The organism is Flavobacterium sp. Root186, from assembly GCF_001428525.1.
Classification (GTDB): domain Bacteria; phylum Bacteroidota; class Bacteroidia; order Flavobacteriales; family Flavobacteriaceae; genus Flavobacterium.
Genome location: NZ_LMHW01000012.1, coordinates 357,916 through 380,308, shown reverse-complemented (window position 1 = coordinate 380,308; position 22,393 = coordinate 357,916). Strand labels below are relative to the sequence as shown.

Below are 22,393 nucleotides of genomic sequence, written 5' to 3'. Positions count from 1 at the left end.
TTTATTCTAAAACCACTTCCAGATTTGTAATTTCAGGATCTCGTAAACAATCAGAAAGCTGAAATTCTAAGCTTAAAGATTTTTTATCAGAACTGATAACCGATTTATCATTTGAAACTGATTTTATTTTTTGAGGAAAACTATATTTTAAAGTATAAGTCTGTACTAATTTTAAATTACCGTATTTAGATTCATAGTTTTTATATCCATCTTTCGCCTTTTGCAGTTCTTCTGCATTAATAATCGAAACAGAGCGTTTAAAAATTTTTCCATCAAAATCATATGAAATCTTGTAATAATGAGTTTCTGCAGTTAAGGCATAATTATTTTCAAGATCATCTGCATAATCTTCTGTTTTATACAAATCCGGAATTTCAGAAACTTTATTAAAGTGAAGTGAAAATACATCTCGAAATTCTTTCTCAAAAGAACTCTTTTTAAGCTGCTCTTTTACATTGGTATATTTCTGAAACAGCTTTTGTTCTTCGGGCGTATATTTTAAAAAGGTTTCATTGTATTTTTTGATATATTCCTTAAAAACATAAGTTGTATCCTCAAACACATTTTCGCGTCCGTACATTTCTCCAGCCAGCTGCATATAACTATTTTCTTCGCGAAGCTGCTCCATTTTGATATCCCCGCCTCCATCAGGATTAATTGTAATCGTTTCAGTAATTTGGCAGCTTGTCAGTAAAATTAGAAATAGAAAGGCTGATAGGTATTTCATTTTTTTTGAAAGGTTCTAAGTTGCTAAGATACTGAGTTTTTAATTTAATTTCTTACAACCATTCAACGGATTAAAATCCGTTGCTATAATATAAATCATTCTTTCGGAATTTTATGCAAAAGAGTTCCGTAGGAACGGAATATATTGTAGAGACGGATTTCACTCCGTCCATTTTTTATTCGTTTTTTATTAATCTTCCCAGCCATTTCTCCATTCATTTTAAAGATTGAAATACAATAAATTGCTATTGCAAAAAATCTAAAACCTGCATTCTAAAATCTACATTCTTTTCTTTATCTTTGCACACTTAAAAAAAGAGCACAAAATGGCATTATCAGAACAAGAAATCATCAGAAGAGAAAAACTTCAAAACTTACGCAGTCTGGGAATCAATCCTTATCCAGCTAATCTTTTTCCTGTAAATCATACTTCTAAGCAAATAAAGGAGTCATTTGAAGAAGGTAAGAAGGTTATCGTTGCGGGTCGTTTGATGAGCGTGAGAGATCAGGGAAAAGCTTGTTTTGCTGAATTACAGGATAGCGAAGGACGTATTCAATTGTACGTGAATCGCGATGTTTTGTGTGAAGGTGACGATAAAACTTTATACAACCAGGTATTTAAAAAATTAACTGATTTAGGTGACTTTATTGGTATTGAAGGTGAATTGTTTACTACACAAGTTGGCGCAAAATGTATCCGTGTAAGCGGATTTACTTTCTTGAGTAAAACATTACGCCCGCTTCCTTTACCAAAAGTTGATGAAGAAGGAAACGTACACGATGCCTTTAATGATGCAGAGTTACGTTACAGAATGCGTTATGTAGATTTAACGGTAAATCAACACGTTAAAGATACTTTCATCAAACGTACTAAGTTATTTAACGCAATGCGTGGTTATTTTAATGACGCCGGTTATATTGAAGTTGAAACTCCGGTTTTACAGCCAATTCCGGGTGGAGCTGCGGCACGTCCGTTTATCACGCACCATAATTCGCTTGATATTCCGCTTTATATGCGTATTGCAAACGAATTGTATTTAAAAAGATTAATTGTTGGTGGATTTGAAGGTGTTTATGAGTTCTCTAAAAACTTCCGTAATGAAGGTATGGACAGAACGCATAATCCTGAATTTACTGCAATGGAAATATATGTAGCTTACAAAGACTACAACTGGATGATGGAATTTGCGGAAGGATTGCTTGAACATTGTGCCATTGCGGTAAATGGTACAAGCGAAGTTACTTTTGGTGAGCACAAAATCAACTTTAAAGCACCTTATGCACGTGTTACAATGACAGATTCTATCAAACATTTTACTGGTTTTGATATTTCTGGAAAAAATGAAGACGAATTGTTTGAAGCTGCAAGAGGAATGGGAATTGATGTTGATAAAACAATGGGTAGAGGAAAATTGATTGATGAAATTTTTGGAGCAAAATGCGAAGGAAATTATATTCAGCCAACTTTCATTACTGATTATCCTAAAGAAATGTCGCCTTTGTGTAAAGAACACCGCGACAACCCTGAACTTACAGAGCGTTTTGAATTAATGGTTTGCGGTAAAGAAATCGCAAATGCTTATTCTGAATTAAACGACCCAATTGATCAGCGTGAGCGTTTTGAAGATCAAATGCGTTTATCTGAAAAAGGTGATGATGAAGCAAATGGTATTATCGACGAAGATTTCTTAAGAGCTCTTGAATACGGTATGCCTCCAACTTCTGGAATGGGAATTGGTATGGATCGTTTGATTATGTATTTAACAAATAATGCTTCTATTCAGGAAGTTTTATTGTTCCCACAAATGCGTCCGGAGAAAAAACAAGCTCAGATCGAACTTTCTGAAGAAGAAAAAGTAATCATTACTTTATTGAAAGGAAACGAAAATAAAATGGAATTAGCGCAGCTAAAAGTTACAGCTAACTTAAGCGGTAAAAAATGGGATGCGTCTATGAAAAATTTATCTAAACATGGTTTGACTAAAGTTGTCGTTGACGGAGAGTTTAAAACTGTGGAATTGGTGGAGTAATTTTTAAAAATCCAATTTTGGAAATTCCAAATTCCAAAAATTAACTAATATTCAACCCGGCAGGTTTTAAGAACCTGTCGGGTTTGTTTTTTTATGCCTTATTGTTGTCGAATTATATTGCGTAGACGCACTGCTGTACGTCTCTACGGAATATCTTTGCGTGCATTCTTACGTATAGTAAACCCGATAGGTTTTAAAACCTGTCAGGTTTTGTAGCTATTAAATAATTTGATTAAAACGGATACTTCTCCAACTTCTTCTCATAAATATCCAAAACCTTCGTACTTTCTTTTGGAACATCACCTTTCCATTTTTCTTCAATAGATGGATTTGTTGGATATTTTCCGTTTTTCATTTTTATATGATGAAACAAACCTCCGCTTTTCATTAAAAGATCATAAAAATTTTCCGTTGAGGAAGTGGTTACATAAATTGGAAAATCGGTAACAGTGAAATAATTAATTATACTTCCATTGTTATTTAAAATATAACCCGAACAGCCTCCGCTTCCGCATAAATACGAATTAGAAAAACCAACAAGGTATTCGTTTTTCTGATCGTTATTTAAATCAAAAGCTTCGTAATAAAAGAATCGGTCTTCTTTTGCCATTGCCGGAATATCTTTCTTTAATAAAACATTTAATTGCTTTCGAATCAATTCGACTGCTTTATCTTCTTTTGCAGGAGAATTACTTACATCCGCAGTTCCTCCAATTGTTTTATATAGTGTATCCTGAACAATCGTTTTAATAATATTTTTTGATTCGTTTTTACTTTGACAAGAATACAATGCCAAAATTATGATTAGAATTAGAATTTTATTTTTCATAATCTGATATTTTTAAATCTACATCTTCCTTTACAACTAATTAAATTACGAAAAATATTCGACAAGATAATTTAACTTAAACCAGCAATGCCGCTTTATTTTCAATATCATTTTGCGTCAACAACGATTTTATATTATTAAAAGTAACCAAAGCAATCTGCGTTAAAGCTTCGTTGGTAAAAAATGCCTGATGTGCCGTGACCAAAACATTCGGAAAACTCATTAAACGTTGAATCGCATCATCCTGAATAATATCGGCAGAAAGATCTCTAAAGAATAGTTTTTCTTCCTGTTCGTAAACATCGATTCCTAAATAACCTATTTTACCTTCTTTTAAACCTTCGATAACACAGGCCGTTTCTATTAATCCACCGCGGCTTGTATTGATAATCATAACGCTGTCTTTCATCAAAGCGATCGAATCTTTATTAATGACATGCTTCGTTTGATCATTTAAAGGACAGTGAAGTGAGATAATATCACTCGATTTAAAAATTTCATTTAAACCAACAAAAGAAACCCTGTCTTTTATCATTTCCTCATTGGTAACAATATCATAAGCCAAGACTTTACAGCCAAAACCCAAAGCGATTTTAGCGAATGCTTTTCCAATATTTCCCGTTCCAATAATCCCGATTGTTTTTCCGAATAAATCAAAACCTAACAATCCATTTAAAGAGAAATTTTGTTCACGAACCCTGTTGTAAGCTTTATGTGTTTTTCGGTTTAAAGTCAAAATCATGGCCATAGCATGTTCTGCAACTGCCTGCGGCGAATATGCCGGAACACGGCAGACTTTTAAATTGTATTTTTTAGCAGCTTCTAAATCGACATTATTAAAACCGGCACAGCGTAATGCAATAATTTTTACGTTTTTTTCTACTAACTGTTTAATGACAGCTTCGTTCACAATGTCGTTTACGAAGACGCAGACAATTTCTGCTTTTTCAATTAAAATTACGGTTTGCGGATTTAATTGTGTTTCGAAGAAATCCAATTCAAAACCAAAATCGGCATTATATTTATTAAAGAAAGCTTTATCGTAAGGCTGCGTTGAAAAAAAAGCTATTTTATTGTTTGATAAAGAAGAGTTCATGATAATTTGGTTTTGAATTGTATTTTATTGGTTTTCTAAAAATAAGAAAATATTTTCAATATACAGGAAGACCAAACTTTAAAAATCTACATCTCAAAAAGTTAAATAATCAACAATTCAAACAATATTAATTAAACCTATTCAGTTTAATAAAGTCTAAACATTATAACCTTAAAAGAACAAATCATGAAAAAATTATTTATCGCAGCTATGCTATTGATCGGAATAGCAAGTTTTGCACAAGATGCCGATCAAAAACCGGCACGTGAACAAAGAGAAAAATTAACTCCTGAACAACGTAACGAAAAGCAATTACAAAAGTTAACTACAGAATTAGGTTTAGATGCCAATCAACAAGCACAGGTAAAACAACTGCTGGCTGAAAGAAGTGCTAAAGCTGAAAAATTCAGAGAAGCAAGAGAGGCTAAAAAAGACAGCGATGTAAAACCAACTGATGCTGAAAAAGAAGCTTTTAAAAATGAATTAAAAGCAGAAAAAGAAGCTAACGAAGCAAAAATGAAAGCAATCTTAACTGCTGATCAATATACAAAATGGCAATCTTTAAGAGAAAAAAATAAAGAAAAAGCCAAAGACAAAATGAAAGATTACAAAAAAGAAAACAACTAAATATAGTTTGCAAAAAGAGGCCTTCGAGCCTCTTTTTTATTTTTAAAATTGATTTATGTTTTCATTAATAGTTTCTGTTAAATAAAAGATAAATCTGACAATCTCATTAAACTTAATAAATCTGTTGAAGTCTAATTGCTATAAACCTTTAAAAAAACGAAAAATGAAAAAATTATTTATCACAGCTTTATTATTCGTTGGAATAGTAAGTTTTGCGCAAGACATCAATCAGAAACCGGCACGCGATCAACGAGAAAAACTGACTCCGGAACAGCGTAATGAAAAGCATTTACAAAAATTAACTTCTGATTTGAATTTAGATAAAAAGCAGCAGGAGCAAGTAAAACAGCTTTTGGCGGAAAGAAGTACTAAAGCAGTAAAATTCAGAGATTCAAGAAAAGACAGTAAAACAAAACCTACTGATGCAGAAAGAGAAGCTTTTAAAAAACAAATGACAGCTGAAAGAGAAGCAAATGATACTAAAATGAAAGCAATTTTAAACGCTGATCAATACACAAAATGGACGGCCCTAAAAAAAGAGCACAAAGGCCATCACAGAAAAGGTGATTTTAAAACACCTCAACAACGCGATCAGGCACATTTGCAAAAATTGACAACTGATTTAAATCTAAATGCTGATCAGCAAAAACAAGTAAGTGAACTTTTATCTGACAGAAGTACCAAAATGGCAATGCTTAAAAAAAGCAGAAAAGATTCTGATGCAAAACCAACTGATGCTGAAAGAAAAGCCATGAAAAAACAAATGGAAGAAGATCACAAAGCTTTTGACGCTAAAATGAAATCTATTTTAAATGCAGATCAATATAAAAAATGGACTGCAATTAAAAAAGAGCATAAAGACAAAATGAAAGATCACCGAAAAGATAAAATGTAAATTGAGATCAAAAAAAAGAGGCTTTAAAAGCCTCTTTTTTGTTATTAAAATGTTTTCGAAACTTTGTCGATCGCATTAATAGTAAAATCTAAATCTTCGTACGTTAAAGCATCTGTAATAAACCATGTTTCGTATGCAGATGGCGCAATATAAATTCCTTCCTGCAACAATCCGTGGAAGAATTTTTTAAATATTTCGTTATCTCCTTTTGCAGCCGTTTGAAAATCGGTAACCGGATTTGCATCAAAGTGAACAGAAATCATAGAACCTACTCTATTGATGGTAAAAACAACATTATTTGCTTTTAAAACTCTGTCAATTCCTGCTTCTAAATAAGCTGTTTTTTCTTCTAAACGAGTAAAAATTTCACGGTCAGTATCCAAAGCTTTCAACATTGCATATCCAGCCGCCATTGCTAACGGATTTCCAGATAAAGTTCCTGCCTGATAAACCGGGCCAAGCGGTGCTAAATAATTCATGATTTCTTCACGGGCAGCAAAAGCTCCAACCGGAAGTCCTCCACCAATTACTTTTCCGAAAGTAACAATATCAGCATTGATATTACACAATTCCTGAACTCCTCCGCGGGCTAAACGAAAACCTGTCATTACCTCATCAAAAATCAATAAGATTCCGTTTGCTGTACACAATTCTCTTAAGCCTTCTAAGAAACCTTTTGCAGGCGGAATACATCCCATATTTCCTGCAACTGCTTCAATAATTATCGCAGCGATTTCACCTTTGTTAGCTTCGATTAGAGTTTTTACATTCTCTAAATCATTGTATTTTGCCAACAAAGTATCTTTTGCAGTTCCTTCTGTAACGCCCGGACTATTTGGAGATCCAAAAGTTACAGCGCCGCTTCCCGCCTGAATCAAAAATGAATCAGAATGTCCGTGGTAACAACCTGCAAATTTGATGATTTTATCTCTTTTTGTAAATCCTCTTGCAAGACGAATTGCACTCATACAAGCTTCTGTACCCGAATTTACAAATCTAATTTTATCAATATTCGGAACCATAGAAACAGCCAAAGCTGCGATTTCTGTTTCCAGTTCTGTTGGCATTCCAAATGAAGTTCCCAGTTTTGCTTTTTCGATTACCGCATCAACAACCGGCTGATAAGCATGACCCAAAACCATTGGTCCCCAAGAGTTGATATAATCTATTAATTTGTTTCCGTCTTCATCATACAAATAAGCGCCTTTGGCACTTTTTACAAAAATTGGAGTTCCGCCAACTGCTTTAAACGCTCTTACTGGTGAATTTACTCCTCCCGGAATTACTTTTTCTGCTTCAGCAAAAAGCTGACTACTTCTTTTATATAACATTCTTATTTTAGATTTTAGAATTTAGACTTTAGATTTTTGATTTAATTATCGGCTTAAACCTTGATCTAAAACAAACTCATTGAAATATTTTTGTTCTATTTGTTCTTCTTTTGAAAGCTCTTCTATTTTCTTATCAGATTGTCCTAATGGTGAATAAAATGTCCATTTCAATATAGGCCGATATTTTATGAAAAAATGTTTTCCTGCAAATTCATCATGAATATAAACTCCACAAAAAAGCTTAATACTGAAGATTATTACAGAAATAAAAATTATAATTAAAACTTTCTTTTTCTTCATACATCCAAACTGAAAACTGTGACTGCGACTGAAAACTTCTTACTTAACCTTCAACCTTTGCCCTATTGAAATTGCATTATCGGTTAAATTATTTTTTTGTTTTAAGTCATCAACCAATAAATTAAACTTTTTTGAAATTGAATATAATGTATCGCCTTGCTGTACTTCATACAAATTAGGATCGTTTAAATTTGTATTTTTAACCGGCGTTGTATTTTTACTTGAGCTTGCGGTCGTTTTACTAATTGGCGTATAATTTTTTCCGGTAACCTGACAATCATATTGATGCAGATTGTAACGCTCAATATAACTAATTAATTTATCTGGATAATTAGGATCTGTTGCATAACCTGCCGCTCGCAAACCTTTTGCCCATGATTTATAATCATCTTTTTCGTAAGTGAATAAAGTTGCATATCTGTTTTTTCCAACTAAAAATAAAGCATGATCTTTATATGATTCTGCCGCTTCGGGATATTTTCTAAAACATTCCTGTGCCGAATCATCGTCATGACGAACACTTTCGCCAAGCCAGTCTTTGTGACATTTTATTCCGAAATGATTATTCGCTTCAATAGCTAAATCTCCTTTTCCTGCACCCGATTCCAAGATTCCCTGCGCCAAAATTATACTAGCCGGAATTCCGTATGTTTTCATATTTCCCATTGCAATATCTTTGAACTGCAAAATGTAATTATTGATTAAATCGCTGGTAACAACTGTTTTTGAAGTAGATTGAATAACCTCAGTTGTATTATTGGTAGAAGGGTAATTTTTAACTGGTTTGTTGTAAGCCGGTTTTTTCGTCGTCGCCACTCTTGGTTTTTGAACCGTCGCCTTTTTCGTCGTAGCGACAGCTGGTTTGCTTGACGAACAGCTTGCCAAAACTATTATTGTAAAGAGCAGTACAATTTTTTTAATCATTTTTTTTGAGTATTGGTAATTTTTTCTGCTTCAACTTTATATTCATTCCTTCAATTCCCTGTAATCCGCCGGTGTGAATGAGTAATATTTTTGAATGTGCAGGAAAATAATTTTTGTTGATTAAATCTATAACGCCAAAAACCATCTTTCCCGTATAAATTGGATCTAAGGGCACTTTTGTTTCTTCAAAAAAACGATTGATAAATTCGATTAATTCCAAATTTATCTTGCCATAACCTCCAAAATGATAGTCAGAAATTAAATTCCAGTTATCTTTTTTTGCAAAAATACGAATTTCATCGTTTAAAAAGTCACCTTTTAACGCCGGAAAGCCCAAAATTTTCTGATTTGGCAGCGCACTATTTATTAACCCGGAAATTGTTCCGCCCGTTCCAACAGCGCAGCAAACGTAATTAAAAACCGAATCTTCATCCGTTAAAATCTCTTCGCATCCTTTTACGGCGAGTTCATTTGTTCCACCTTCGGGCACTAAATAAAAATCGCCAAACTTCTCTTTTAACTTTTCTATATAGGAAGTTTCGCTTTTTAAACGATACTCTTCGCGAGAAACAAATTCAAACTGCATTCCGTTTTCCTGGGCGAATTTCAAAGTTGGATTTTCATCCATTTTATCAAAAAGTTCATCGCCGCGAATAATCCCGATAGTTTTAAAACCCTGCTCTTTTCCAGCAAAAGCTGCTGCCGCAATATGATTTGAAAATGCACCGCCAAAAGTCAATAAAGTCTCTTTGTTTTCGGCTTTAGCCTGAAGTAAATTGTATTTTAATTTTCGAAATTTATTTCCCGAAACAAACGGATGAATTAGATCTTCGCGTTTTATTGTCAAAGAAATATCATTAGGGAAATTAATAGAAATATGTTGATTGAAAACTGGGTTCATTTTAGTTTAATGTAATGTAGAAACTGAAAAAAAGATCGGTTTTTTAAATAATTCAAATCGGTTTCTTTTGCGTAAGCTTCTCTTTCAAAACTGATATTTCGATACGCTGATTCTGCATTTTTATATTGAATTAACCGAATTAAATATTCCAGAAAATACCAGACAAAAAACGGAATTACCAAAAGTTCTAACTGCTGTCTTAAATGGATTTTTTCATGATTAACAAAAACTCCATTTGCTTTATCAAAACCATCTTTTACAATCACAAACGGAAATACAGCCATTCCTCGATATCCTTTCGGAATTAAATATTTGGCAACAATCAGAAACATTGGCTGTAAAATTTATAAATTTGTAGCTATAAAATTGTTCGATTTCAATAAAATCATAATCAAATATTTATATTTTTGATTTTTAAAGTTACGAAACACGAACGCGAAGCAGATTTATGAAAGAGCAAAGTAATGAAAATAAATTAATCGAAGGCGAAGATTTTTACTATACACCCGAAGGTTACAAATGCTTTACTGAAAAACATCATTTAAAAAGAGGGTATTGCTGCAAAAGCGGCTGCCGTCATTGTCCATATGGTTTTGACAAACGAACAGGCGAAATAAGAAAAAAAGGCTAATTAGATAATGTTTCAATTTGAAAATTAGATAATTAAAATAAATTCCAATTTTTTAAAATTCCAAATTCCAATCAAAATCTGAAGTCTAAAATCTAAAATAATTATATGGATATTCGCTCACGAAAATTTAGGATTAAAATCCACAAATCCTATCACAGGTCGGATATTCGTTATCCCTAGTTCATTTTTTTCGAACGGAAATTTAGAAGTTATTATCTTTTATTATCACTATAAAAAACCTTAGTAACTTAGAATCTTAGCAACTTAGAACCTTTAAAAAAATGACTTTCAAAGAAGAAATACAACAAGGAATTCCAAATATATTGCCTCCAAAAAAAGAATACGATTTAGCGATTAATCATGCGCCTAAACGAAAAGAAATTCTTTCGGCTGAAGAAAAAAAACTGGCTTTAAAAAATGCATTACGTTACTTTGAACCAAAACATCATGCCGAATTAATTACTGAGTTTTCAGAGGAATTAGAAAAATACGGACGTATTTATATGTACCGCTTTCGTCCGGATTACAGAATGTATGCACGTCCAATTGATGAATATCCAGGAAAATCGCTTCAGGCAAAAGCGATTATGCACATGATTCAGAACAACTTGGATTATGCGGTGGCACAGCATCCGCACGAATTGATTACGTATGGCGGAAACGGAGCTGTTTTTCAAAACTGGGCACAATATTTATTGACCATGCAATATTTGTCTGAAATGACAGACGAGCAGACTTTATCAATGTATTCTGGGCATCCGATGGGATTATTTCCTTCGCATAAAGAAGCGCCGAGAGTTGTGGTTACAAACGGAATGGTTATCCCAAATTATTCAAAACCGGACGATTGGGAAAAAATGAATGCGCTTGGAGTTTCTCAATATGGGCAAATGACGGCGGGAAGTTATATGTACATTGGCCCGCAGGGAATTGTACATGGAACGACAATTACGGTTTTGAACGGTTTTAGAAAAATAAAACAAAATCCGGAAGGAAGTTTATTCGTAACTTCTGGTCTTGGAGGAATGTCTGGCGCACAGCCAAAAGCCGGAAATATTGCCGGTTGTATTACGGTTTGTGCCGAAGTAAATCCCAAAATTACTAAAATTCGTCACGAGCAAGGATGGATTAATGAAGTTGTAACTTCTACCGATGAATTGGTGGCGAGAGTAGCTTTGGCGAAAGCCAATAAAGAAACGGTTTCAATTGCTTATTTAGGAAATGTTGTTGATGTTTGGGAGCGTTTTGATCAGGAAAACATCAAAATTGATTTAGGTTCAGATCAGACTTCGCTTCATAATCCATGGGCTGGAGGCTATTATCCTGTTGGAATTTCTTTTGAAGAAGCCAATCAATTAATGGCAGAGAATCCAGATTTATTTAAAGAAAAAGTTCAGGAAACACTACGTCGTCACGCTGCAGCCATTAATAAACACACTGCAAAAGGAACTTACTTTTTTGACTACGGAAATGCGTTTTTACTTGAAGCTTCACGCGCTGGTGCAGATGTAATGGCGGCAAATAATATCGATTTTAAATATCCTAGTTATGTTCAGGATATTATGGGACCAATGTGTTTTGATTACGGATTTGGGCCTTTTAGATGGGTGTGTACTTCTGGAAAACCGGAAGATTTACAAAAAACAGATACCATTGCAAGTCAGGTTTTAGAAGAATTGGCGAAGACTTCTCCAAGCGAAATTCAGCAGCAAATGCAGGATAACATTAAATGGATTAAAGGTGCGCAGGAAAACAAACTGGTTGTAGGTTCTCAAGCTCGTATTTTATATGCCGATGCTGAAGGCAGAATTAAAATCGCTGAGGCTTTTAACCAAGCGATTGCAAAAGGTGAAATTGGTGCGGTTGTTTTAGGACGCGATCATCATGACGTTTCCGGTACTGATTCGCCTTACAGAGAAACTTCAAACATTTACGACGGATCTCGTTTTACGGCCGATATGGCGATCCAAAACGTAATTGGAGACAGTTTTAGAGGTGCAACCTGGGTATCGATTCATAACGGCGGAGGAGTTGGCTGGGGAGAGGTTATAAACGGTGGATTTGGTATGGTTCTTGATGGTTCTAAAGAGGCTTCAAAGCGTTTAGCATCAATGCTTTTTTGGGATGTTAACAACGGAATTTCAAGACGAAGCTGGGCCCGAAATAATGAGGCAATTTTTGCTATAAAAAGAGCCATGCAAGTCGAGCCTTTATTAAAAGTAACTTTACCAAATATTGTTGACGAAAGTCTGCTTGGTTAAAGTTCTTTGAAAAGATTTTATCATAATCGTAATGTCATCCTGAGCGAAGTCGAAGGCTATAAGCAAAAAAGGGCTTCGACTTCGCTCAGCCTGACAAATATAAAAGTTGCATTTATGATAAAATAAACAGAACGAGAACATTAAATTTCTAATAATTATGAAAACATTCCAGTTAGTTCCGATTTTTCTGCTTTTGATACTTTCATCCTGCAGCAGTGTTACTGTTTATTCTGATTACGACAAAAATGTCGATTTTGCGCCTTATAAAACTTATGCTTTCTTTAAGCCCGGAATTGACAAGGTTGAAATTTCTGATTTGGATAAAAGACGTATTCTTCACGCTATAGATAATGAAATGGCGGCAAAAGGTTTTACAAAAAGTGATAATCCTGATTTATTAGTAAACATTTTTACTAAATCGAGAGAACAAGTAAACGTAAACCAATTTAGCGCTGGCTGGGGTTACGGCTGGGGCTGGGGCTGGAATCCTTATATGATGTACGGTGGACAAACAACCGTTTCTACTTCTACAGAAGGAACTTTGTACATTGATTTAATTGATGCCAAAAAGAAAGAAATGATCTGGCAGGGCGAAGGTTTAGGAACTCTGACTAAAAACGTTGATAAAAAAGACGAAAAGATTGCAGAGTTTGTAAACAAAATTTTAGCTCAATATCCGCCGGTTAAAAAATAGTATTCAGTTTTCAGTATTTAGTATTCAGTTTTTTTACAAAACTGCTGTTTATTACTTCGAAAAAAATAAGTACATTTGTTACTCTATCAGTTAAAAATGAAAAACTTTAATAACATTATTATCGCTATTATCAGCATTATTGCAATTCAGCAATGATGGCGAGGTGTTATATAAATAAGTAAAATATAATTTATAAAAACCTCCCACATCGGGAGGTTTTTTATTTTAAAAATAATTTTAAACAGCCACGAATTCACGAATTTATATATTCAAAGATTATCAAAAATAATTCGTGAATTCGTGGCGAAAAAAAACAAATTCTCATGAGTTTATTTAACGAAGTACTTAACGCAAAAAAGCAGCTCGAAAATGTAGTTGCCGCGACGCCCCTTACCCAAAATTTAAATCTTTCAGATGAATTTAAATCGACTATTTTATTAAAAAGAGAAGATTTACAAATTGTTCGGTCGTATAAAATTAGAGGCGCTTACAACAAGATTTCTACGTTAAATAATAAAGAAAAAGCAAACGGAATTGTTTGCGCCAGTGCAGGAAATCATGCGCAGGGTGTTGCTTATTCATGTAATCTGCTTCATATAAATGGCAAAATTTATATGCCCAAAACAACTCCTAAACAAAAAGTAAAACAAGTACAATTGTTTGGAAAATCATTTGTAGAAATTGTTTTAACAGGAGATACTTTTGATGACGCTTATGCATCGGCAACGGCAGATGCGATTAAAAATCACAAAACATTTATTCATCCTTTTGATGATGAAAAAGTAATTGCAGGGCAAGGAACTGTTGGACTTGAAATTCTGGAAAGTTTTACAAAACCAATCGATTATGTTTTTGTTCCAATTGGCGGCGGAGGACTGGCTTCTGGTTTGTCTGAAGTTTTTAAACATTTAAGTCCGAATACTAAAATAATCGGCGTTGAGCCAAAAGGAGCTCCTTCAATGAAAACTTCAATTGAAGAAAACAAAAATACAGCTTTAAAAACAATCGATAAATTTGTTGATGGTGCGGCCGTAAAACAAGTTGGAGATAAAACTTTTGAAATCTGCCGCTATAATCTGGAAGACATTATTCTTGTTCCCGAAGGAAAAGTCTGCACGACAATTTTAAGATTGTACAATGAAGAAGCCATGGTGGTAGAACCTGCGGGTGCTTTGACAATTGCTGCTTTGGATTTTTACAAAGATAAAATTAAAGGTAAAAATGTAGTCTGCGTTGTCAGCGGCAGTAATAATGACATTGAAAGAACGGCCGAAATAAAAGAACGTTCTTTACTTTATGAAGGTTTAATGCACTATTTTATGGTTCAGTTTCCACAGCGTCCTGGAGCTTTAAAAGAATTTGTAAACAATATTTTAGGGCCAGATGACGATATTACGTATTTTCAATTTGCTAAGAAAAACAGCCGTGAAGTTGGTTCTGTTATTGTTGGTTTAGAATTGAAAAAGAAAAAAGACATTCTGCCTATTAAAATGAAAATGACACAATATGGTTTTGAATTTCAATACTTAAACGACAATCAGGATTTGTTTACACAACTAATTGGATAAAAAATAAAAGGCTGCCTAAAAATTAGACAGCCTTTTAAACATCAATATAAAATTACTAATTGAATTCTCGATTTGTAATTATTGCTTTAATACTTTTTTAGAATAAGATCCCTGACTATCCGTTACTCTTACTACATAAACTCCTTTTGGAAGTCTGGAGATTTCAATTTCAGACTGATTTCCTTTTACAAAGTTTACATTTTTCTTCAAGATGCTTTGTCCTGCAATATTGAATATTGTTATATCTGCGCTTCCTTCATGATTGGTGTCAATTTTTAAATAATCGTTTGCCGAATTAATGAAAATTGCCATATCGTTTGAAGTTTCGTTTTCTTCAGTAATCGTCAAAGCTTTTTTTGCTGTCGATTCAACCTGAACAAACTGCCATTGCTGATTCAGTCCGCCAGTATAATCCCAAACCTGAATATTAGCCCCATTTGTTGTAGAAACATTTTCAACATCAAGAGATTTACCCGTATTTACATTGGTAATTTTATAATACCCGCCTCCAAGACTTGCAACCGTCCATTTAAATTCATTAGAACTAGAAAACGTTTTTTGCTGTACTTTCAATCCATTAGCCGTTCCGTTGTTTTCAACTGCCAGATACATTCCGGTTGATTTTACAATAATGTAATAATTTCCTGCTCCGTCAGAAACAAATTTCCAGCGCTGGTTATTTCCGCCGCCGCCTGTTACATCATATTGCTGTATTCTTCCACCGCTTGTAGTTGAATTATCTGCTACATCCAGTCCTTTATTACTGTTTCTTGAAATAATATTATAATACCCCGGAAAACCAGTTGGAGGTGGTGTTCCTGCTCCCCACGTAAAAGTAACTGCTGATGATCCCGGAACTGTATAATTAAATGCTGATGATCCTGAAACCACTTTTATGGTATTTGATCCTCCTGAGTTGTAAATTACAAGTGCAGTTGAGCCATCAGGATTTTTGAATCCAACAGATAAAATACTGCCGTTGGTGCTTGAAGAACCAATTCTTACTGCACCCGGTTTTACGTATTTAGAGATTTGACCAATAATATAATAGGCCACATTTTTAGTATAATTTGTGCTGTTATTAACTGTAATCGCTCCTAAACAAGTATTACATCCACCCGGAGTTCTTGGCCCTAAACTTGAATTGTTTGCAGCATTCCATTCTAAAACAGTTTTCGACCAGTTGTTGGTACTTCCAATAACAACGTTTTGCATATGCCAGCCAAAATCTCCGCTAAAACTTCCGCCAGAACCTGTGTATTGTTCCGTAAAATAAACGTTTTTGTTTGTTGCATTTCGTACTGTAGACATCGTCGAGATATTTCCTAAATATAAGTGGAATGCCGCTCCGTCAACATAACTGCTGTTGTTTAAAACATCAATTGGATATGCTGTATTGTCGCAATTATGATCAAAAGCAATAATTTTCACTCCTCCGTATCCAGCTGCAGCTAATTGAGGCCCGAGTTGTTGATTGATAAAATTCTTTTGTTCTGTAGAATTCATCAGCATACTTGGTTCGTTGTTTGGATTTTCAGGTTCGTTTTGCGGTGTGATCCCCCAAATCGGAATTCCCTGTGCCTGCATAGCAGCAATGTATTTTACAAAATATCTGGCATAAGCGGCATAATATTGCGTCTGCAGACTTCCACCAACCCATGAACCGTTGGTTTTCATCCATCGTGGCGCGGACCAAGGTGTTGCCAAAATTTTGATGTTTGGATTAATCAGCTGAATTTTTTTGATAATCGGAATTAGATACGTTAAATCCGGTCCGTTTAAACTAAAGTTATTCATATTAGTATCTCCGGAAGTTTCATTATAACTATAAGAAGAATTGCTTAAATCTGAAGCTGCAATACTAATACGAATTACACTTGCATTTAATCCTGTATTCGGATTATACAAATCATTCAATAACTGGTTTTGCTGTGTTGCTGCCATTCCGCTAATCACTTCGGCACTTCCTTCAGTAAGCGTATAACCAAAACCATCCATAGTTTGGTACGTTGTTCCTGCGTTTACTGTAACTGTAGAAGGATTTGTTCCTGAGTTTGTTCCAAAACTTACAGTACCTTGCTGTTGTAATAATCGCGTTTGATCACCTGATGTTATAAAAGGTGTAACCGTCTGTGCATTTGTTTTGGTAATAAATAAAAGCATTATAATAATGACTTGTGTCATAAAAGCTCTTACTCGGTTTGTAGGTTTTTGAGTAGTTTTGTGCATCTTTTTTGTGGTTTTTGTGGTTTGTTGATAGTTAAATTTTTCTCATTTTATTATGATTATTTTTATTAAAACGATTCAAAAATATATCAATTTTCACGAAATCGTTATAATTACAACTTTACAAATACACATCATTTGTAAATATTACCTTAACAAAAACACATCTTTATTTTTTATAAATAATTAAAAATCAATTATTTAAAATATTAAAAACCATAAAAAACTTACATTTAAATTTCAACATTTACAAAACTTTTAAAATCAGTCATTTAATTATGGTTTTTTAATCCAAAATGCGACTTATAATTATTTCATAAATGACAAATATCATAGATCGAACCTGAAGTTATATCGTATTTTTGCATTTCAATTTTATTAGAAAACATGGAAACGCTTAAAGATATTTCGACTATAGAAGATATTAAACAAATGGTCAACAGCTTTTATGATAATGTTAGAAAAGATGATCTTATTGGTCCTATTTTCAATGATAAATTACAAGATCGCTGGGAACCGCATTTGCAAAAAATGTATGGTTTTTGGCAGACTATTTTATTTGATGTTCGCGCTTATTCCGGAACACCTTTTCCTCCGCACAAACAATTACCGGTTGATAAAACTCATTTTGACCGCTGGATTCAGATTTTTAATACTACAATCGATGCGCAATTTGCAGGGGTAATTACCGAAGAAGCAAAAATGCGTGCCACAAATATGGCTTTTATGTTCAGCCACAAAATTGAATATTTTAGAAATGCCGAAAATGAGTTACGAAATTCATCAGGTAAATCTTAAAATATCTGACAAATTAAATTTGGATACTATTTTAAATTAAATAAATTTGATTGAACCAAATACTACCAAAAACCAATCAATATTTAAAATGAAAAAAATTATCCTGTTCTGTATAATCTGTATCTTTTTTTTAAACCATTTAAGTGCACAATCTCAAGCCCCGGTTTCTAGTTTATACAAAGGAACTGTTGACGGAAAAATATCTATAACTGTTTATATTAAAACAGAAGAAAATCCATGTACTGCCGATTTAATGTATACATCTATGTATCGATATGACAAATCAAAAAAATGGATACAGCTTGATATTACGCAAAATAAAAAGAAAGAGAATGAATTTGTCTTAGTTGAACATGGTTTTAGCGGTGTTTTAATTCTAAAGAAAACCGGAAATACTTTTACTGGTTTATGGATTAGTTCTGATGCTAAAAAACAATTACCAGTTGATTTAAAAGAAGCTGTAATGACTAAGAAAGAACTTGAAAACTTCGAGAAAACAATGGAAAAAGTTAATTATGAAAATAATGACTGTTAAAAACCAGCTTTCTGTCAACTTCAAAAAATCTATAAAAACGCAATAAAAATCACTTTCGAATAAAAATTTTGTGATGAATAGCAAAAAATAGCGACCTAAATTCGTAATTTTACATTCTAATCTACAACGTTTTCGAAATGAATGCATCTATAGAAACCAATCCGTTATTAGAACGATTGCCAAAACATTTAAAGCAATTTATTAAGCCTCAGGATTATAGTGATTACACACCAATTAATCAGGCGGTTTGGCGATATGTTATGCGCAAAAACGTAGATTATCTTTCTAAAGTGGCGCATCATTCTTATCTGGACGGTCTGCGTAAAACGGGAATCGAGATTGATTCTATTCCGAGCATGTACGGAATGAACCGTATTCTAACTGAAATTGGCTGGGCTGCTGTTGCAGTTGACGGGTTTATTCCGCCAAATGCTTTTATGGAGTTTCAGGCTTATAATGTTTTGGTTATTGCATCAGATATTAGACAATTAGAACATATTGAATATACACCTGCTCCGGATATTATTCACGAAGGTGCCGGCCACGCTCCTATTATTGCAAATCCTGAATATGCAGAATATTTAAGACGTTTTGGTGAAATTGGCTGTAAAGCGATTTCTTCTCACAAAGATTATCAAATGTATGAAGCGATTCGATTGCTTTCGATTTTGAAAGAAGCGGAAGATACACCGCTGGATAAAATCGAGGAAGCTGAAAAAGCAGTTGCCGATTTACAAAATAATATGGGCGAATTGTCTGAAATGGCTCAAATTCGTAACCTGCATTGGTGGACGGTTGAATATGGCTTGATCGGAACGATCGAAAATCCAAAAATCTATGGCGCAGGATTACTTTCTTCGATTGGTGAAAGTGCATGGTGTATGACGGATAATGTAAAGAAGATCCCTTATGATATTTCGGCAGCAAATCAAAATTTTGATATTACGCAGTTACAGCCTCAACTTTATGTTACACCTAATTTTTCATATTTAAGTTTGATTCTGGAAGAGTTTGCGAATAAAATGGCGCTGCGTACCGGAGGGCTTTCGGGAATTAAAAAATTAATTCAATCAAATGCTTTAGGTACAATTGAATTGAGTACAGGTTTACAAATTTCTGGTGTTTTTACGAATGTTATTGAAGAGGAAGGAAAACCGGTTTACATTCAAACAACTGGAAAAACGGCTTTATCATATCGTGAAAAAGAATTAGTCGGCCACGGGACTTTGACGCATCCACACGGATTTGGAAGTCCGATTGGGAAACTGAAAGGCTTTAATTTGGCGATAGAAGATATGAGTCCGAAGGATTTGCAGGCTTACAGCATTGTTGAAAATGAGACTGTAAAACTGGAATTTGAAGGTAATATTATTGTTGAAGGTGAGATTATTACAGGTTCTAGAAACTTACATGGAGAAATCATTTTAATCAGTTTTAGAAATTGTACTGTAACACATGGCGAAACTGTTTTATTTCAACCTGATTGGGGAAATTACGATATGGCGATTGGCAAAAAAGTGATTTCTGCTTTTTCAGGTCCAGCCGATGTAAATAGTTTTGACTTAATAAATATTGTTCCAACAACTAAAACTATAAAAGCTAAACATACCGACGAACGTGATGAATTAGAGAATTTATATGCGTCAGTTAGAGATATTAGAAAAAATAAGGGTTCTAAAACAGAATTGAAATCTATTTTTGAAAACCTAAAAAATAATCATTCAAACGATTGGTTGTTATCTGTTGAAATCGCTGAACTTTTGAAAGATTCTGATGAGAAACAGCTTTTACAGGAAGTATTAGTTTATTTGGATCAATTGAAAGAAAAACGTCCTGAAATTGCGCATTTGATTTCTGGGGGATTGGATTTAATTTTTGATAGTTCCTTGCCGCAAAGGCACTAAGGCACGAAGTTTTTTTGCCCGCTGATTTTACTGATTTAAACTGATATACGCTGATTTTTTTTAATCTCGCAAAGTCGCGGAGTCGCAAAGTTTATTATAATTACATGTAAGTTAGTTTAATTTTTGTGGCTCCATGTTTTTTATAGCATTTTAGAAGAGCTTTTAATTGGTTTAATTCTGCCACAAATTTATTTGAGTTTAAATATCCATTATTATATGGATACTCGTGTAATGGGTTTTTCTCAAACTCTTTCATTTTTTGTAGATTTTTTTCCATGTCTTTTTTATCAGAAGAATATACATAATCCTCATAAACAGGATTGTATTTTACCTTTTTAAAATAATTAGGATTTGCTTTTATTTTCAATAATAAATCATCAATTGTTTTTTCAAAAAGATTAATATTTTTCCAATATTTATTAGGCATTGTAGAATCTTCATAATCATATTCCTGAAAAGTAGAAAGATCAATTTTTAGAATTTTCTCAACCTGACTAGCCATGCTTTTTTCTTCATACCCGCCAACTTGTTCAAAAAAGAAAGACAAACCAGAAGGAAAATCATCTTTGCACGGAGTTTTTACATTTGCTTCGATGTAATAATCCATTCCAAAAAAATTGAAATTTAAGAATGAAATAAACAGTAATAAAGTGGTTTTCATGGTTTATTTATTTTACAATCTTCAAAATACTTATTATCATTACTAAGCTTAAATAGTCTCAATACTTTCTTCTTTTTTGGATTTATAAAATAACCCTACAGACATTAAAATTGCAATCAATAATACTGCTGAATAATAATGAATATAGTTCGCAACTTTCTTATTAATCATTATTTCATATTTAGATAATTCATCAGCAACAGGCAAAAACAAAGTCATTTTTATAAAAATTGCCCAGACATTAAATAATATGAACAAAATTAAAAACGCTTTTGCTGTTGTTCTGGAATATTTTAAATTAAAAAATAATATAACAGGAATAAGTATTGACAATAAAGTCAAAACTATATTTGAATACCACTCCAATTGATACACAAAATATAAGTTTTCATCTGAAATTGGAATAAACATTTCAAATAACTCATACGAAAAAATCTGTGCAAAATAGGATGTAGTAAAAACGCTGTCTCCAAAGCTACCGAAAGTACCTCGCAATCGAATGATTTGGCAAACATAATTTATTGCATTAAAAATCGAAAGCGCAAACCAAAGAACTGCTATTTTTCTTTGTAAAGTTATTTTCATATATTTCTTCTATCCTTAATATTTTTATCTTTTCAGATTAATGTACAGTAAACCAAAACCTTTGAGCCTTTGCAACTTTGCAACTTTGAGCCTTTGAACCTTAAATTAAAGCTTCAAATCCTGATTCAGCTCGCTTTCAGATTCAATAGTTTTTCCGTTGTATTGTAATTTCCAGCCCATTGAATTTGTCATAATTAAAATCTTAGACAATTCACTTATTAATCTATTTTGGGCGTTTGTTTTTAGGGTTGATTTTTCGATTTTTTTTGCCAGACTGGCTTTTACCGATTTGTTGATTTTATTGTAATCGTCGCCAGTAAACGGATTCAGTTTACTTTGTTCGACATCATAAAACTGAATATCGGGATTGATTGTGATTTCTTCTTTTGGGATATTTAAAATCGTAATGGTTTTGTTTTTTTCGTCAATATCGTATTTCATTTTATGCAAATCGTAGGCAACGGTAACATTGGCATTGACCACAATAAGTGCCTTTTTTTCAAATGAAATCATATCCATCAGATACTTCTGCTGATTTTTATAAGTGATCACTTCTGAGAAATGTCCTTCGGTAACCACCAGTTTTCCAACATTTAAAATTTGCTGCTGAATTAAATTGGTATTATAATCGATTGTAGAGTCTTCATCTTTTTTAAACTGGCAGTATTTAAAAGCCAGAACAATGATTAAAATAATAATACCGATGCTAATAATTCTTTTGATCAAGTTTTGCATTCCTGTTAAATATTTAGACGAATTTACTTCTTTTTTTAGTTTTTTTCGTCACGAATTCACGAATTTCCGTTAATTTCTTTTCGCATAAATCTTCTAAGTCCACAAATTAAAATTCGTGAAATTCAATTTTAAGCAT

22 protein-coding genes are annotated in these 22,393 nt (G+C 33.3%); 10 read left to right on the top strand and 12 right to left on the bottom strand.

Annotation, left to right across the window (positions count from 1 at the left end):
- Position 1: 1 nt before the first annotated feature.
- Positions 2-727 carry a hypothetical protein gene (locus tag ASD98_RS12840; RefSeq protein WP_056205307.1) on the bottom strand — a complete coding sequence of 242 codons (726 nt, stop codon included), beginning with the start codon at positions 725-727 and terminating at the stop codon, positions 2-4.
- 325 nt (positions 728-1,052) lie between these two features.
- On the opposite strand from ASD98_RS12840, the gene lysS reads away from it, so the two are divergent.
- Positions 1,053-2,756 carry a lysine--tRNA ligase gene (gene lysS, locus ASD98_RS12835; protein ID WP_056205304.1) on the top strand — a complete coding sequence of 568 codons (1,704 nt, stop codon included), beginning with the start codon at positions 1,053-1,055 and terminating at the stop codon, positions 2,754-2,756.
- Positions 2,757-2,988: 232 nt separating this feature from the next.
- On the opposite strand, the gene ASD98_RS12830 is transcribed toward lysS, so the two are convergent.
- Positions 2,989-3,585, bottom strand: a complete 597-nt coding sequence (locus ASD98_RS12830) for a hypothetical protein (RefSeq protein ID WP_056205301.1) — start codon at positions 3,583-3,585, stop codon at positions 2,989-2,991.
- Between the two features lie 76 nt (positions 3,586-3,661).
- Positions 3,662-4,681, bottom strand: coding sequence for a 2-hydroxyacid dehydrogenase (locus ASD98_RS12825; protein WP_056205297.1), 1,020 nt, complete (start codon positions 4,679-4,681; stop codon positions 3,662-3,664).
- Between the two features lie 186 nt (positions 4,682-4,867).
- Between ASD98_RS12825 and ASD98_RS12820 the strand changes: the two genes are divergently transcribed.
- Together ASD98_RS12820 and ASD98_RS24400 are read left to right on the top strand one after the other, a co-directional pair.
- Positions 4,868-5,308 (top strand): hypothetical protein, encoded by a 441-nt coding sequence (locus tag ASD98_RS12820; RefSeq protein WP_056205294.1) that lies wholly within the window; start codon positions 4,868-4,870, stop codon positions 5,306-5,308.
- Between the two features lie 163 nt (positions 5,309-5,471).
- On the top strand, positions 5,472-6,203 hold the full coding sequence (locus ASD98_RS24400; RefSeq protein WP_242412109.1) for a hypothetical protein: 732 nt from the start codon (positions 5,472-5,474) through the stop codon (positions 6,201-6,203).
- 44 nt (positions 6,204-6,247) lie between these two features.
- Here the strand turns inward: ASD98_RS24400 and hemL are convergent, their stop codons facing one another.
- The 5 genes from hemL to ASD98_RS12790 are packed head-to-tail and all read right to left on the bottom strand — an operon-like array spanning position 6,248 to position 9,991.
- Positions 6,248-7,534: a glutamate-1-semialdehyde 2,1-aminomutase gene (gene hemL / locus ASD98_RS12810; protein ID WP_056205290.1), complete on the bottom strand. Its 1,287-nt coding sequence runs from the start codon at positions 7,532-7,534 to the stop codon at positions 6,248-6,250.
- 45 nt (positions 7,535-7,579) lie between these two features.
- Positions 7,580-7,834 (bottom strand): hypothetical protein, encoded by a 255-nt coding sequence (locus ASD98_RS24205; RefSeq protein ID WP_056205286.1) that lies wholly within the window; start codon positions 7,832-7,834, stop codon positions 7,580-7,582.
- Between the two features lie 39 nt (positions 7,835-7,873).
- Complete coding sequence (locus tag ASD98_RS12800; RefSeq protein ID WP_056205283.1) at positions 7,874-8,758, bottom strand: glucosaminidase domain-containing protein; 885 nt, start codon at positions 8,756-8,758, stop codon at positions 7,874-7,876.
- On the bottom strand, positions 8,751-9,659 hold the full coding sequence (locus tag ASD98_RS12795) for a 1-aminocyclopropane-1-carboxylate deaminase/D-cysteine desulfhydrase (protein WP_056205280.1): 909 nt from the start codon (positions 9,657-9,659) through the stop codon (positions 8,751-8,753). The genes ASD98_RS12800 and ASD98_RS12795 overlap by 8 nt, the downstream gene beginning before the upstream one ends.
- A complete protein-coding gene (locus ASD98_RS12790; protein ID WP_056205276.1) occupies positions 9,656-9,991 on the bottom strand; it encodes a hypothetical protein in 336 nt (111 codons plus the stop codon). Before ASD98_RS12790 ends, ASD98_RS12795 begins: the two co-directional genes overlap by 4 nt.
- Before the next feature lie 116 nt (positions 9,992-10,107).
- On the opposite strand from ASD98_RS12790, the gene ASD98_RS12785 reads away from it, so the two are divergent.
- The 4 genes from ASD98_RS12785 to ilvA all read left to right on the top strand — a co-directional run bounded on the left by ASD98_RS12785 (position 10,108) and on the right by ilvA (position 14,813).
- Positions 10,108-10,290, top strand: a complete 183-nt coding sequence (locus ASD98_RS12785; RefSeq protein ID WP_056205273.1) for a DUF5522 domain-containing protein — start codon at positions 10,108-10,110, stop codon at positions 10,288-10,290.
- A gap of 281 nt (positions 10,291-10,571) precedes the next feature.
- The gene (locus ASD98_RS12780) at positions 10,572-12,551 is read left to right on the top strand and encodes a urocanate hydratase (protein ID WP_056205270.1); all 1,980 of its coding nucleotides are present in this window, start codon (positions 10,572-10,574) and stop codon (positions 12,549-12,551) included.
- Between the two features lie 157 nt (positions 12,552-12,708).
- The gene (locus tag ASD98_RS12775; protein WP_056205267.1) at positions 12,709-13,245 is read left to right on the top strand and encodes a DUF4136 domain-containing protein; all 537 of its coding nucleotides are present in this window, start codon (positions 12,709-12,711) and stop codon (positions 13,243-13,245) included.
- A 323-nt stretch (positions 13,246-13,568) separates the two neighbouring features.
- A complete protein-coding gene (ilvA, locus tag ASD98_RS12770) occupies positions 13,569-14,813 on the top strand; it encodes a threonine ammonia-lyase IlvA (RefSeq protein ID WP_056205263.1) in 1,245 nt (414 codons plus the stop codon).
- 78 nt (positions 14,814-14,891) lie between these two features.
- On the opposite strand, the gene ASD98_RS12765 is transcribed toward ilvA, so the two are convergent.
- Positions 14,892-17,042: an RICIN domain-containing protein gene (locus ASD98_RS12765; protein ID WP_056205260.1), complete on the bottom strand. Its 2,151-nt coding sequence runs from the start codon at positions 17,040-17,042 to the stop codon at positions 14,892-14,894.
- A 384-nt stretch (positions 17,043-17,426) separates the two neighbouring features.
- Between ASD98_RS12765 and ASD98_RS12760 the strand changes: the two genes are divergently transcribed.
- From ASD98_RS12760 to ASD98_RS12750, 3 genes are all read left to right on the top strand, one after another.
- Complete coding sequence (locus ASD98_RS12760) at positions 17,427-17,837, top strand: group III truncated hemoglobin (protein WP_056205258.1); 411 nt, start codon at positions 17,427-17,429, stop codon at positions 17,835-17,837.
- Between the two features lie 88 nt (positions 17,838-17,925).
- Positions 17,926-18,372 (top strand): hypothetical protein, encoded by a 447-nt coding sequence (locus ASD98_RS12755; RefSeq protein ID WP_056205447.1) that lies wholly within the window; start codon positions 17,926-17,928, stop codon positions 18,370-18,372.
- Between the two features lie 137 nt (positions 18,373-18,509).
- Positions 18,510-20,276 carry an aromatic amino acid hydroxylase gene (locus ASD98_RS12750; protein ID WP_056205256.1) on the top strand — a complete coding sequence of 589 codons (1,767 nt, stop codon included), beginning with the start codon at positions 18,510-18,512 and terminating at the stop codon, positions 20,274-20,276.
- A 100-nt stretch (positions 20,277-20,376) separates the two neighbouring features.
- On the opposite strand, the gene ASD98_RS12745 is transcribed toward ASD98_RS12750, so the two are convergent.
- The 3 genes from ASD98_RS12745 to ASD98_RS12735 form a co-directional block, all read right to left on the bottom strand.
- Positions 20,377-20,937 carry a hypothetical protein gene (locus tag ASD98_RS12745; RefSeq protein ID WP_056205253.1) on the bottom strand — a complete coding sequence of 187 codons (561 nt, stop codon included), beginning with the start codon at positions 20,935-20,937 and terminating at the stop codon, positions 20,377-20,379.
- 48 nt (positions 20,938-20,985) lie between these two features.
- A complete protein-coding gene (locus ASD98_RS12740; RefSeq protein ID WP_056205250.1) occupies positions 20,986-21,522 on the bottom strand; it encodes a hypothetical protein in 537 nt (178 codons plus the stop codon).
- Between the two features lie 105 nt (positions 21,523-21,627).
- Positions 21,628-22,257: a DUF4230 domain-containing protein gene (locus ASD98_RS12735; protein ID WP_056205247.1), complete on the bottom strand. Its 630-nt coding sequence runs from the start codon at positions 22,255-22,257 to the stop codon at positions 21,628-21,630.
- Positions 22,258-22,393: the final 136 nt, after the last annotated feature.